Raw genomic sequence first — 12,654 nt, forward strand, 5'->3', positions numbered from 1 at the left:
ATCGCGGGGCCAGCCCGCTCCCACAAGTCCTGTGCATAGCGCCAGGCCAGTGGGAGCGGGCTGGCCCCGCGATGCTTTTACCAGTCGAGCCTCAGTCGGCTCTCGAAGTAACGCACCTCCCCCGTCAACGGATCCTCGAAGCGCAGACTGTGGGCCAGCAGCTTGAGCGGTCGCGCGTAATCATCCTGCTCGTTGAGCAACTGCGGATAGAACGGATCGTTGCAGATCCCCGCGCCCAATGCCGCCATATGCACCCGCAACTGGTGGGTCTTGCCGGTAACCGGTGCCAGGCCATAGCGCCACAGCTCGCCATTCTTCTCCAGCACACAGGCATGGGTTTCGCTGTTGTCGGCTCCTTCCACTTCATGCATGCGGAAGAACGGCTCGCCATGCACCAGGCGGCTGCGGTGCACCAGCGGGTAGTCATGCTGCGGCATGGCCGCGGCGATGGCCTGGTAGTGCTTGTCGATGCGCCGCTCGGGGAACAGGCGCTGATAGGCGCCACGGCTTTGCGGGTTGGCGGAAAACAGCACCAGCCCGGCAGTATGCCGGTCGATGCGGTGCAGCGGCACCAGGTGCGGGTTGTCCAGGCGCCGGATCAGCCGGCGCAGCAGCGTCTGTTCGACGTACTCGCCGGTGGGCGTGACAGGCAGGAAGTGCGGCTTGTCCGCCACCACCAGATGCTCGTCGACATGCAGGATTGCTTCCTGCACCGGGATCACTTTTTCGTTGGGCACTTCACGGAAATAGTGCAAGCGCATGCCCCGCCGATAGTGCGTATCCGCCGCAATGGGCTGGCCATCGGCATTCAGCACCCGGCCCCGGGCGAAGCGGTCGAGCCATTGCTCACGGCCGATGCCCTTGAAATGATCGCACAGGCAGTCGAGCACGGTCGTCCAGTGCCCTGGGGGCAGGCATACGGTGCTGGCTTGCTGGCGGGCGGGGTCGAAAGGCATGATCATCAGGCTCGGTTTTGCAGGGGGCGGCATTATCCCCTACCCCACGCCCCTCAACCAGCCTCGCTGGCCAGCTCGCAACGCGCCTTGAGCCAGCGCAGCACCTGCACTGCGTCCCAGCGCCCCGGATCGTAGAGGGCATAGCTCAGGCCCTGGTAGCCCACCACGTCCAGCGGACGGTGGAAGCCGGCGCGCTGGAACAGCGCCTCGATCTCGGCGAAGCAGGTGTTGAAATGCACCTTGCCGAACGGCGTGCGTTCGTCGGTGACGATGCCGTCGAGGCGCAATTCCAGCACGGCCTCGCACACACGCTCGGGAGCCATGTGATTGACGCTGTACTTGAGTTGCTCGACATTGAGCATGGCTTCACCTCGGATACTGTATTTATATACAGCATACGGAGCGAGCCACCCGCTCGTCAATGCGCGACTCAGCCGAGGAAGGCCACCACCTGCTCGGCATCGAACGGCCAGCCCAGCTCGGCGCCGGTATCGCAACGGCGCAGCACCGGGATGCTCAGCCCGTAACGTTCGAACAACACCTCGCTGTCGGCGATATCGACCAGCTCGACCAACAGGCCGTGCTCGACGAATGGCATCAGCACGGCCTCGGCCACTTCGCACAGGTGGCACCCCACGGTGCCGAACAACTGGGTTTCAGGGAGCATGCAGACATCCGTAATTCGCATGAATGGATGCTCATTCTAGGTCCGTCCCCACCGATGCGCACCTGACCTGGCTCAATCCTGGCTGGTGGCACCGATCCGATGCACGGCCAGGTCCGCCCCCTGGAACTCCTCCTCATGGCTCAGACGCAGGCCATGCACCGCCTTGATCAGGCCATACACGGCAAAACCACCGGCCAGCGCCACCAGCACGCCCGCCAGGCTCCCCAGCAACTGGCTGACCAGGCTGACGCCGCCCAACCCGCCCAGGGCCGCTTGACCAAACACGCCGCAGGCGATGCCGCCCCATACACCGCACAGGCCGTGCAATGGCCACACCCCCAGCACGTCGTCGATCTTCCAACGGTTCTGCGCGGCGGTGAAGCACCAGACGAACAGGCCACCGGCCACCAGCCCGGTGACCAGCGCGCCCACCGGGTGCATCAGGTCGGAGCCCGCGCAAACCGCCACCAGGCCGGCCAACGGGCCGTTGTGCAGGAAGCCCGGGTCGTTGCGCCCGGCCAGCAGGGCCGACAGCGTGCCACCGACCATGGCCATCAGCGAGTTGATCGCCACCAGCCCGCTCACCCCCTGCAGGGTCTGCGCGCTCATGACGTTGAAGCCGAACCAGCCGATGATCAGGATCCACGAGCCCAGGGCCAGGAACGGAATGCTCGACGGCGCGAACGCCACCAGGCGCCCGTCGCGGTAGCGCCCGCGGCGCGCACCGAGCAGCAGCACCGCCGCCAGCGCCAGCCAGCCGCCCATGGCGTGCACCACCACGGACCCGGCAAAATCATGGAACGGCGCGCCAAAGCGCGCCTGCAGCCAAGCCTGCAGGCCGAAGTTGCCATTCCACACCACGCCTTCGAAGAACGGGTAGATGAACGCCACGATCAACGCCGTGGCGCACAGTTGCGGCGCAAAGCGCGCCCGTTCGGCGATGCCGCCGGAGATGATCGCCGGAATGGCCGCGGCGAAGGTCAGCAGGAAGAAGCACTTGACCAGCGCATAGCCGTGATCGCTTGCCAGCGTCGCCGCCGGTTGCAGGAAACTCACGCCATAAGCGATCCAGTAGCCGATGAAGAAGTACACCAATGCCGAGACGGCGAAGTCGCTGAGGATCTTCGACAAGGCGTTTACCTGGTTCTTGTACCGCACCGTGCCGACCTCGAGAAAGGCGAACCCCGCGTGCATGGCCAGGACCAGGATCGCGCCCATGAGAATGAACAAGGTGTTGGAGCCGTGGACCAGGGAGTCCATCGCGCTGTGCATGTTTTCCATGAAGTGGCAGACCTGCAAAAAGGCACCAGGACAGTTCAAGAACCGGCATCCATGCACCTGATCGGTGCCAGGCCCCTGCCCCATTTCGGTGAGCCGGGCGGAACCTGCGTGGTTTTTTCTTGGGTTTGTCGTGGATTGGGTTAAGGTTTAGCGGTATCTGCACCGGTGGCGCATGGTTTCGGCGCAAGCCTCGGCGGACACGCACCGCTTTTTAGCAAGGGCTGTACCAACACATCCCGCTGAACCTTCCGCACCATCGGTCACTCGAAATAGCCAGTACACATCCACAGGGAGAGGCCCATCCATGGCCAGCAAATCGGCAAAGACTGCACAGGAAATATTGATGGCTGACTTCCAGGCCCTGGTCCGCGACACCGAGAAGCTGCTCGCCGACACCGCCAACCTGGCCGGCGACCAGGCCGACGAACTGCGCGACCAGATCCACGAACGCCTGGTACAAGCCCGCGAGACCTTGCAACTGACCCAGGACTCGGTGCGTGCCCGTGGCCAGGCGGCGCTCGGCAGCGCCGAGCAGTACGTGCAGGAGAACCCGTGGCAGGCCATCGGCATCGCCGCCGGCGTCGGCCTGCTGATCGGCCTGCTGGCCAAGCGCTGAGGAGCCGGCATGGACAACGACGCCATCGGCACGGGCGCCTCCGGTCGGCGCCTGGGCGCGGCCATATTGGGTCTGCTGCACAGCCATATCGAGTTGTTCGGCATCGAGTTGCAGGAGCAGAAGGCTCGCACCCTCAGCCTGCTGTTGTTCGCAGGCCTGGCTCTGGTATTCGCCCTGCTGCTGCTGAGCGCGCTGTCGGGCCTGCTGCTGGTGCTGCTGTGGGACAGCTACCGGCTGGCCGGGATCATCGGCCTGTGCGTGTTCTACGGGCTTGCCGCGCTGTACTGCGGCCTGCGCCTGAAAGCCGCGGTGTTCGATGAATCCTCGCCGTTCAACGCCACCCTCGAGGAATTGGCCAAGGATCGGGAGCGCCTGCTGCCATGAGCCTGCCCGAACTGCCCAACACCCGTAACCCACGTGAGCTACGCAAGGCGCTGCTGCGCCTGCGCATGGAAATGCACCGCCAGGAAATCCGCCACGAGTCCGGCCAGTTGCTCGAACCGGTCCACCGCCTGCGCGGCATGGGCAGCTCTTTTGGCGAGGGCCTGGGGGTCAAGCACGGCTCGCTGTGGGGCATCGGCGCCATCGTCGCCCTGGGATTTCTCACTGGCAAGGGCGTACGCAGCGGCAACCTGACGCGCCTGGTACGCCTGGGCACCAGCCTGGTGCCGCTGATCCGCCTGTTCCTCGGCAACAGTCGCCGCTCCTGAGGCCAAGGCGCGCCCAGCGCTTGCGCAGGCGCGCCGGACGCAGGAAGCTATCCCGACTCTACGATGGGAGATCACGCCTTGGACTGGCACACCCTGCTGACCCGCGAACGACTGGGCAAGGCCCTCTACAGCCCCGAGGAACTCGGCCGCAGCCCGTTCCACAAGGACCACGACCGCATCATCTTCTCCGGCGCCTTCCGCCGCCTGGGGCGCAAGACCCAGGTGCACCCGGTATCCAGCAACGATCATATCCACACCCGCCTGACCCACTCACTGGAGGTCAGCTGCGTCGGCCGCTCGCTGGGCATGCGCGTCGGCGAGACCCTGCGCGAGCAACTGCCGGCCTGGTGCGAACCCAGCGATCTGGGAATGATCGTGCAGTCGGCCTGCCTGGCCCACGACATCGGCAACCCGCCGTTCGGCCATTCCGGCGAGGACGCCATCCGTCACTGGTTCCAGCAGGCCGCCGGGCGCGGTTGGCTGGACGACATGAGCGACGATCAACGCACCGATTTCCTCAACTTCGAAGGCAACGCCCAGGGCTTTCGCGTGCTCACCCAGCTCGAATACCACCAGTTCGACGGCGGCATGCGCCTGACCTATGCCACCCTTGGCGCCTACCTCAAGTACCCGTGGGCGGCACGCCACGCCGACGCCCTGGGCTACAAGAAGCACAAGTTCGGCTGCTACCAGAGCGAACTGGGGCTGCTCGAGCAGATCGCCGGCAAGCTCGGCCTGCCACAGCTGGAGCACCAGCGCTGGGCCCGTCATCCCCTGGTGTACCTGATGGAGGCCGCGGACGACATCTGTTACGCCCTGATCGACCTCGAGGATGGGTTGGAGATGGACCTGCTGCAATACGCCGAGGTCGAGGCGCTGCTGCTGGACCTGGTCGGCGACGATCTACCGGAAACCTATCGCCTGCTGGGGCCCGGTGAATCACGCAGGCGCAAGCTGGCGATCCTGCGCGGCAAAGCCATCGAACACCTGACCAACGCCGCCGCCCAGGCCTTTGTCGAACAGCAGCAGGCCCTGCTCGGCGGTCGGTTGACGGGTGACCTGGTCGAGCACATGCACGGCCCGGCGCAACGCTGCGTGCTGCAGGCCAAGGACATGGCACGCAAGAAGATCTTCCAGGACAAACGCAAGACCCTTCACGAGATCGGTGCCTACACGACCCTGGAGATCCTGCTCAACACCTTCTGTGGCGCTGCGCTGGAACAGCATGGCGGCCGTACTCCGTCGTTCAAGAGCCGGCGGGTGCTTGACCTGATCGGCAACAACGCTCCCGACCCGCACGGTTCGCTGTACGGCGCCTTTCTGCGCATGATCGACTTCATCGCCGGGATGACCGACAGCTACGCCAGCGAAATGGCTCTGGAAATGACCGGGCGCTCAAGCCCGAAATAATGATGTGACGAGGTGGCAGGCGTCTGTTTGCCACCCACGTTTAATACGCGTGAAATTTCCCACACAATATTGTTTTCTATTAAACACGCCCACCAGTAACACCAACAAAAACGGTCAAACCCTGACAAACACCTGCCAATATCTACATCACTCGTAGCAATGCTTCGTCAGTGTTGTAAGTAAATTCCTATATCCCTGATTTGGCAACCACTTCCCTGCCCGCCGACATTCAACTGAGCTAATGTGCCGGCTGCTTTCACGCGCAGCATGGAATGTTGAATATGCACTCAGTCTTTATAGTTGATGACCATCCCGTCATACGCCTGGCGATACGGATGTTGCTGGAAAACCAGGGATACAAGGTAGTCGGTGAGTCGGACAATGGCGTCGACGCCATGCAGATGATCCGCGAAACCCCGCCGGATCTGGTTATCCTCGACATCAGCATCCCCAAGCTGGACGGCCTGGAAATGCTTTCGCGCCTGCAGGCCATGGCCATTCCGCTGAAGGTTCTGGTGCTGACCGCCCAATCACCGGCCCTGTTCGCCGTGCGCTGCATGCATTCCGGCGCGGCCGGGTATGTGTGCAAGCAGGAAGACCTCAGCGAATTGCTCAGCGCCATCAAGGCCGTACTGTCGGGATACAACTATTTCCCCAGCCAGGCGCTCAACCCACCCACGACCGGCAGCAACCAGGAGCTGGAACTGTTTCGCCAAGTCAACGACCGGGAACTCATGGTCTTGCAACTGTTCGCCCAGGGCCGCAGCAACAAAGAGATCGCCAAGGGCATGTTTCTCAGCAACAAGACTGTCAGCACTTACAAGAAACGCCTGATGCACAAGTTGCGCGCCAGCACATTGGTGGAGTTGATCGACGTCGCCAAGCGCAACGCACTGGTCTGAGGTCATGATGTGGAGGTGTATCGTTACATCACTGCTCTGCCTGGGGCTGGGTATGCCGCTGCACGGTGCCGGCGTGACAGTTGACACGGGCCGAACCTATACCCTGCTCAGCCGCTCGGCGCCGGCTTCCGTCCAGCCGTCCCTGACGCCAGCCCAGCGCACCTGGCTCGCGGAGCGTCGGGAGCTGGTCCTGGGTACCTCGGCCCCTGACTATCCTCCGTTCGACATCGCTACCGGCGGGCGCGAGTATCAGGGGCTGACCGCCGACTATGCCGGCCTGATCGGCAGTGCCCTGGGCCTGTCGGTGCGGGTACAGCGCTTTCCCAGCCGGCCGGCGGCAGTCGCAGCGCTCAAGAATGGCCATATCGATCTGCTGGGCAGTGCCAACGGCTATGAGGCGCTAACCCAGGGTCTTGCCCTGTCGCGCCCCTACGCCATCGACCAACCCGTGCTGGTGACCCGCGAGGATGAAACCCGGGCACTGGACACGGGCCTCGCGGGCATGCGCCTGAGCATGCTGTATCACTACCTGCCCCCAGGGGAGATCCATGCCAACTACCCCAAGGCCGAGCTGCTCACCTTCGAGTCGTCCACCCAGGCGTTGAATGCCGTGGCCTTCGAGCAGGCGGACGTATTCATCGGCGACACTATCTCCACCCACTACCTGATTAGCCAGGGACACCTGCCGCACCTGCGCATGGCCAATTTCGGCAAGCACGAGGCCGTGGGTTTCAGTTTTGCCATGCGCGAGGACGCGCGCACCCTTCAGGCCCTGGTGAACGCCGCGCTCGAAGCCCAGCCCAACGCCAGCCGCAACGATATCTTCAAGCGCTGGAGCGCCAGCAGCGGCAGCTTGCTGACCGACCGCAAGCTGCAGTTGTCGGTGCGCGAGGAAAAATGGCTGAGCGAGCACCCGATCATGCGCGTGGTGGTCAACGACACGGCCGCGCCCCTTACATTCTTCGACAGCAATGATCGCCTGCGCGGCATCGTCGCCGACCTGCTCGAACTCATCCGCCTGCGTACCGGGCTGCGCTTCGAAATCCGCCGCGCCAGTGGCGATGGCGACATGATCGACCAGCTCAAGTCCGGCCGCGCCGACATCATCGCCAGCCTCTCCACCGACGCCCGTCGGGGCAGCCCACTGCAGGTCAGCCGCCCCTACCTGGAAAGTGCCTACGTGCTGGTCAGCCACACCGGCAGCGACCAGCCCAGCAGCCTCAAGCAACTCAACGGCAAGCGCGTCGCAGTACCTCGCGACAGCACCGTGGCCACCTTGCTCGCGACACGCCACCCACGGATCCACCAGGTCGCCACCGAGAGCACCTACTACTCCATGGTACTGCTCGGCAGCGGCGCAGTGGATGCGGCGATCGCCACCCTGATCGATGCCAACCACATGCTCGCCACCAGCAACGACCTGGTGATCCGTAGCACCGTGGGCACGGAGCCAGCGGCATTTTCCATGGCGACCGCCCCCGACGCCAACGAACTGGGTTCGATCCTCGACAAGGCGTTGCTGAGCATTTCGCCGGAAGAACTGGGCGTGATCAACAGTCGCTGGCGGGACCACGGCCTGCGCGACGACGCCTACTGGCGCAGCTACCGTCGGATAATCCTGCAGGTGGTGGGGGTCATCGCCGTCCTGCTGGTGCTCGCACTGGTATGGAATGCCCGACTGCGCCGCCAGATCAAGCAGCGCCAGCGGGCCGAGCGGGCGCTGAACGACCAGCTGGAGTTCATGGGCGCGCTGCTCAACGGCACGCCCCATCCGATGTATGTGCGCGATCGTGAAGGACGCCTGCAAAGCTGCAACGACAGCTACCTGCAGGCGGTCGGTGCCGACCTCGAGCAGGTCCTGGGCAAACGCCTGGAAGATGCGCCCTTCAGCGACTGCGACTACACGCTCCAGGTCCAGGACGACTACCAGCGAGTGATGGCGCAGGGCAAACCGCTGATTCTCGACCGCCCGCTGCGCCTGAAGGATCGCGACCTGACGATCTATCACTGGATCCTGCCCTACCGCGACTCGCTGGGCGAGATGCAAGGCATCATCGGTGGCTGGATCGACATCAGCGAACGCCGCAACCTGGTTCAGGACCTGCGCCTGGCCAAACAACAGGCCGATGATGCCAACCGGGCCAAGAGTACCTTCCTGGCCACCATCAGCCATGAGATCCGCACCCCGATGAACGCACTTATCGGCATGCTGGAGCTGGCCCTCAAGCGCGCCGAACAGGGCAAGCCAGACCGCCCGGCACTGGAGGTTGCCCACCACTCTGCCAGCGACCTGCTGGGGCTGATCGGCGACATCCTGGATATCGCCCGGATCGAATCCGGGCAGATGTCCCTGGCCCCCGAACCTGTCGACCTGGCGGCCCTGGTCGAATCTGTAGGACGCGTGTTCGATGGCCTGGCCCGGCACAAGGGCCTGGTGCTGGACGTGGTGATCGCTCGCGAAGCCCGCTGCCATGCGATGCTTGACCCGCTACGTTTCAAGCAGGTGCTGTCGAACCTGGTGAGCAATGCGATCAAGTTCACGGAACAGGGGCAGGTACGCATCAGCGTTCGCTTGCGCAACGACGGCGATCCGGCGGTGCCGACCCTCGACCTGGAAGTGCGCGACAGCGGTATCGGGATCCACGAGCAGGACCTGCAACGCCTGTTCTCACCCTTCGTGCAGGCCAACCCCTACAGCGACGGCGCCCGTGCCGGCACCGGGCTGGGGCTGGTCATCAGCCGAGACCTGTGCAAGATGATGGGCGGCGAGCTCACCCTGCAGAGTCTGCAAGGCGTCGGTACCCGCGTGCGCCTGATGATGCCGCTGCAATGTGTCGAGCCGGTCACGGCCCTGCCGCGCCCCGCCGCCAACATCCTGCAGCCCGACCAGCAGTTGAGCATCCTGGTGATCGACGACCACCCGGCCAACCTGCTGCTGATGGCACAACAACTGAACTACCTGGGTCTGAGCCAGGAAAGCGCTGAAGAGGGATGCGAGGGCTTGCGCAAGTGGCGCGAGGGTCGTTTCGATGTGCTTATCGTCGACTGCAACATGCCGCGGATGAATGGCTACCAACTGGCCAGGACGGTACGCATGGAGGAACGCCTGCACCAGCGGCCACGCTGTACCATCCTCGGCTACACCGCCAATGCCCAGCCCGAGGTACGCCAGCAGTGCCTGGACGCCGGCATGGACGACTGCCTGCTCAAACCCATCGGCCTGCAGGTGCTGGGGCAACGCCTGAAGGCCATTGCTCGGATCAACCACCAGGACAACACCCCGCCAGCCCCGCCACCGCGCTTCGACCTCGAAGGTTTGTCCGCGATCGTCGGTGACAACCTCGTCGACCGCGACCGCATCCTCGACACCCTGGTACTGAGCCTACGCCAAGACCTGAAGATCCTGATGGCCATCGACCCACAGCGTGAACGCGCCGGGCTGGCGCTCCAGGCACACAAGATCCTCAGCGCGGGACGGATGCTGGATGCTCAGGCATTGATCGAGGCGTGTGAGGCGCTGGAGGAAACGGAGCTATCCCAGGCTGAACTGAAAAAGCGCCGCCAGGCGCTGGCGCGGCACATGCGCCGCGTGGAGAAAGCCCTGGCCAGGCAACGGGAGCACCTGGCCAAGGTCGGATGAGGGCGGTACAAGGCGTACCGCCGACATCGATCAGGAAGCCGGGTTGACCGGTTTTTCCGGGTACCAGGCGTCCAGCAGCGGGCTGACTTCGATCTTGGTCAGTTCGCTGCGGCCTTTCAGCCAGGCTTCGACAGCGGCGCGCTGTTCTTCGCTGACCGAACCACGGGTGGCCTTGCAGACCAGGCCGAAGTCGTCGCCGCCGACGTAGTCCAGGCCGTTGGCATCCATGGCTTCAGCCAGGAAGGCGTCGAGGAAGGCATCGATGGCTTCATCGGACAGGTCTTCCTTGAAGTCCAGGTTCAGTTCAAAACCCAGCTCCTGGAATTCGTCCACGCACAGTTTCTTGCGCAGGCGACGGGAACGGTTGGTAGCCATGAAACAATCCTCTCAATTAATTACGCGCGGCACTTTACCAGTTTCCGGCGCCTAACGGCGCTTTTCCGTCGAATGAAGCCCATGCACGTTCTGCTTGGGGCATAATGCGCACTACATTTTGTCCTGGGGCCATCACTTCCTACAGCCCCGTTGTCTTTTCCCCTCGCCTGCAGGGTTTGTGCATTTATGATCAAGACGCTCCGCCCACTGCTGCTCGCCGGCCTGTTCCTGCCCCTGTCGCTGTCCGTGCAGGCCGCCGCCGTCAACACCAGCCTGCCACCGAAGGTGCAGCAGGCGCTCAAGACCAACAAGCTGCAGGACTCCGCCCTGTCCCTGGTCATGCTACCGCTGGACGGCCCGGGCACGGCGACCGTGTTCAACGCCGATGTGTCGGTCAACCCAGCCTCGACCATGAAACTGGTCACCACCTACGCCGCGCTGGAACTGCTGGGCCCGACCTTCCAATGGAAAACCGAGTTCTATACCGACGGTACCCTGAGCAACGGCGTGCTTAACGGCAACCTGTACCTCAAGGGTGGTGGCGACCCCAAGCTGAACATGGAGAAACTTTGGTTGCTGATGCGCGACCTGCGCGCCAACGGCGTGCGCACCATCACCGGCGACCTGGTCCTGGACCGCAGCCATTTCGTGCAGCCCAACCTGCCGCAGTTCGATGACGACGGCGGCGACGAGAACAAGCCGTTCCTGGTCAAGCCGGACTCGCTGCTGGTCAACCTCAAGGCCCTGCGCTTCGTCGCCCGCAACGACGGTGGCAAGGTCAACGTCTCGGTCGAGCCACCGATCGCCAGCATCCGCATCGACAACCAGGTCAAGGCCGTGGCCGGCAAGCAATGCACCGGCGATGTGCGCTACAACCCGGTAGTCCAGCCGGACGGCGTCAGCGTGACGGTCAGTGGCCAGCTCGCCGACGGTTGCAACTCGCAGACCTACCTGTCGCTGCTGGACCATCCGACCTACGCGGCCGGTGCCGTGCGGGCGATCTGGAACGAGCTGGGCGGCAGCATCCAGGGCCGCGACCGCATCGAGAACGTACCGAAGAGCGCTCGTCTGTTGGCCCGCGCTTTCTCGCCGGACTTGGTGGAGGTGATCCGCGACATCAACAAGTACAGCAACAACACCATGGCCCAGCAGCTGTTCCTGAGCCTTGGCGCGCAGTTCCGCACCGATGCGGACGGCGACGACGCCCGCGCGGCCCAACGTGTCGTGCGTCAGTGGATGGCGAAGAAAGGCATCACCTCGCCGCACCTGGTAATGGAGAACGGCTCGGGTTTGTCCCGCGCCGAGCGGGTCAGCACCCGCGAGATGGCGGCGTTGCTGCAGGCGGCCTGGAAGAGCCCTTACGCGGCCGAGTTCATTAGCTCCATGCCGCTGGTGGGGATGGACGGCACCATGCGCAAGCGGCTCAAGCGCACGGCCATGACCGGCGAGGGGCACATCAAGACCGGAACCCTGAACACCGTACGGGCGATTGCCGGGTTCAGCCGGGACAGTAACGGGCACACCTGGGCGGTGGCGGCCATTCTCAATGATCCCAAGCCTTGGGGGGCTTCGCAGGTGCTGGACCAGGTGTTGCTGGATCTTTATCGCCAGCCCAAGGCGGGGAATGGGACTGTTGGGGTGATGCCTTGATTTGAGTGGGCTGGGGCTTGGCCTTGGCTTTTAAGGTGTTGGTTTTAAGGGTTGTAAGCGCATTCATTGGCGATGGTGACGCATAGTCACCTTTTCGCCCTTACGGCGAGTTCCTTTTTGAAGGATCTGTAGAGACCGGACACATCGCTGACACATGTGCGCAGACATGGTTGACACTTCCTGGCAGCCCCCTTTGCCAGGAAGTGTCAACCATGTCTCCGTACACGTGTCCACCATGTGTCCGGTCTCTACAAAGGATCAAAAAGGAACCAAAAAATCCTCGCTCCATTCATCCGGCCCCTGCGCTTCGCTCCGGGGTTCCCTCGCTCCGTTCTTGCTCCCGGGAGGACCGCGCTGAACGCCCCATCCTGGGGCGCAGCGCTTGACGGCCATCCATGGCCGTCACCTCCCTGCGCAAGAACTCCGCTCGGCCTCCTGAAGTCGCAA

Annotated in this window: 12 protein-coding genes; 7 read left to right on the forward strand and 5 right to left on the reverse strand. The window is 63.8% G+C overall.

Features of this window, described 5'->3' with window-relative positions; genetic code table 11:
• Positions 1–77 precede the first annotated feature (77 nt).
• The 4 genes from DMX06_RS17155 to DMX06_RS17170 form a co-directional block, all read right to left on the reverse strand.
• Positions 78–962 carry a pseudouridine synthase gene (locus DMX06_RS17155; RefSeq protein ID WP_110738547.1) on the reverse strand — a complete coding sequence of 295 codons (885 nt, stop codon included), beginning with the start codon at positions 960–962 and terminating at the stop codon, positions 78–80.
• Between the two features lie 47 nt (positions 963–1,009).
• Positions 1,010–1,318: a transcriptional regulator gene (locus DMX06_RS17160; RefSeq protein ID WP_110738548.1), complete on the reverse strand. Its 309-nt coding sequence runs from the start codon at positions 1,316–1,318 to the stop codon at positions 1,010–1,012.
• A gap of 68 nt (positions 1,319–1,386) precedes the next feature.
• The gene (locus DMX06_RS17165) at positions 1,387–1,623 is read right to left on the reverse strand and encodes a glutaredoxin family protein (protein ID WP_110738549.1); all 237 of its coding nucleotides are present in this window, start codon (positions 1,621–1,623) and stop codon (positions 1,387–1,389) included.
• Between the two features lie 72 nt (positions 1,624–1,695).
• The gene (locus tag DMX06_RS17170) at positions 1,696–2,904 is read right to left on the reverse strand and encodes an ammonium transporter (RefSeq protein ID WP_110738565.1); all 1,209 of its coding nucleotides are present in this window, start codon (positions 2,902–2,904) and stop codon (positions 1,696–1,698) included.
• Between the two features lie 304 nt (positions 2,905–3,208).
• On the opposite strand from DMX06_RS17170, the gene DMX06_RS17175 reads away from it, so the two are divergent.
• The 6 genes from DMX06_RS17175 to DMX06_RS17200 all read left to right on the forward strand — a co-directional run bounded on the left by DMX06_RS17175 (position 3,209) and on the right by DMX06_RS17200 (position 10,182).
• Positions 3,209–3,520 carry a DUF883 family protein gene (locus DMX06_RS17175; RefSeq protein WP_110738550.1) on the forward strand — a complete coding sequence of 104 codons (312 nt, stop codon included), beginning with the start codon at positions 3,209–3,211 and terminating at the stop codon, positions 3,518–3,520.
• 9 nt (positions 3,521–3,529) lie between these two features.
• Entirely contained in the window at positions 3,530–3,904 is a 375-nt protein-coding gene (locus DMX06_RS17180) for a phage holin family protein (protein WP_110738551.1), read from the forward strand.
• Positions 3,901–4,230 carry a hypothetical protein gene (locus DMX06_RS17185; RefSeq protein WP_110738552.1) on the forward strand — a complete coding sequence of 110 codons (330 nt, stop codon included), beginning with the start codon at positions 3,901–3,903 and terminating at the stop codon, positions 4,228–4,230. The genes DMX06_RS17180 and DMX06_RS17185 overlap by 4 nt, the downstream gene beginning before the upstream one ends.
• A gap of 78 nt (positions 4,231–4,308) precedes the next feature.
• Positions 4,309–5,640, forward strand: a complete 1,332-nt coding sequence (locus tag DMX06_RS17190; RefSeq protein ID WP_110738553.1) for a deoxyguanosinetriphosphate triphosphohydrolase — start codon at positions 4,309–4,311, stop codon at positions 5,638–5,640.
• Positions 5,641–5,921: 281 nt separating this feature from the next.
• A complete protein-coding gene (locus DMX06_RS17195) occupies positions 5,922–6,542 on the forward strand; it encodes a response regulator transcription factor (RefSeq protein WP_110738554.1) in 621 nt (206 codons plus the stop codon).
• A 52-nt stretch (positions 6,543–6,594) separates the two neighbouring features.
• The gene (locus DMX06_RS17200) at positions 6,595–10,182 is read left to right on the forward strand and encodes a transporter substrate-binding domain-containing protein (protein WP_258378874.1); all 3,588 of its coding nucleotides are present in this window, start codon (positions 6,595–6,597) and stop codon (positions 10,180–10,182) included.
• Between the two features lie 30 nt (positions 10,183–10,212).
• Here DMX06_RS17200 and DMX06_RS17205 read toward each other — a convergent pair whose 3' ends face one another.
• The gene (locus DMX06_RS17205; RefSeq protein ID WP_028692777.1) at positions 10,213–10,557 is read right to left on the reverse strand and encodes a YggL family protein; all 345 of its coding nucleotides are present in this window, start codon (positions 10,555–10,557) and stop codon (positions 10,213–10,215) included.
• A gap of 186 nt (positions 10,558–10,743) precedes the next feature.
• On the opposite strand from DMX06_RS17205, the gene dacB reads away from it, so the two are divergent.
• Positions 10,744–12,207 (forward strand): D-alanyl-D-alanine carboxypeptidase/D-alanyl-D-alanine endopeptidase, encoded by a 1,464-nt coding sequence (gene dacB, locus DMX06_RS17210; RefSeq protein ID WP_110738555.1) that lies wholly within the window; start codon positions 10,744–10,746, stop codon positions 12,205–12,207.
• The last annotated feature ends 447 nt before the right edge of the window (positions 12,208–12,654 follow it).

This window comes from Pseudomonas mosselii, assembly GCF_003205295.1.
Taxonomy (GTDB): Bacteria; Pseudomonadota; Gammaproteobacteria; order Pseudomonadales; family Pseudomonadaceae; genus Aquipseudomonas; species Aquipseudomonas mosselii_B.

What these genes read in the sequence shown, in the direction of transcription:
- DMX06_RS17155 (WP_110738547.1), bottom strand. Translation starts at nt 962, where the DNA reads ATGATCATGCCTTTCGACCCCGCCCGCCAGCAAGCCAGCACCGTATGC.
- DMX06_RS17160 (WP_110738548.1), bottom strand. Translation starts at nt 1,318, where the DNA reads ATGCTCAATGTCGAGCAACTCAAGTACAGCGTCAATCACATGGCTCCC.
- DMX06_RS17165 (WP_110738549.1), bottom strand. Translation starts at nt 1,623, where the DNA reads ATGCTCCCTGAAACCCAGTTGTTCGGCACCGTGGGGTGCCACCTGTGC.
- DMX06_RS17170 (WP_110738565.1), bottom strand. Translation starts at nt 2,904, where the DNA reads ATGGAAAACATGCACAGCGCGATGGACTCCCTGGTCCACGGCTCCAAC.
- DMX06_RS17175 (WP_110738550.1), top strand. Translation starts at nt 3,209, where the DNA reads ATGGCCAGCAAATCGGCAAAGACTGCACAGGAAATATTGATGGCTGAC.
- DMX06_RS17180 (WP_110738551.1), top strand. Translation starts at nt 3,530, where the DNA reads ATGGACAACGACGCCATCGGCACGGGCGCCTCCGGTCGGCGCCTGGGC.
- DMX06_RS17185 (WP_110738552.1), top strand. Translation starts at nt 3,901, where the DNA reads ATGAGCCTGCCCGAACTGCCCAACACCCGTAACCCACGTGAGCTACGC.
- DMX06_RS17195 (WP_110738554.1), top strand. Translation starts at nt 5,922, where the DNA reads ATGCACTCAGTCTTTATAGTTGATGACCATCCCGTCATACGCCTGGCG.
- DMX06_RS17200 (WP_258378874.1), top strand. Translation starts at nt 6,595, where the DNA reads ATGCCGCTGCACGGTGCCGGCGTGACAGTTGACACGGGCCGAACCTAT.
- DMX06_RS17205 (WP_028692777.1), bottom strand. Translation starts at nt 10,557, where the DNA reads ATGGCTACCAACCGTTCCCGTCGCCTGCGCAAGAAACTGTGCGTGGAC.
- dacB (WP_110738555.1), top strand. Translation starts at nt 10,744, where the DNA reads ATGATCAAGACGCTCCGCCCACTGCTGCTCGCCGGCCTGTTCCTGCCC.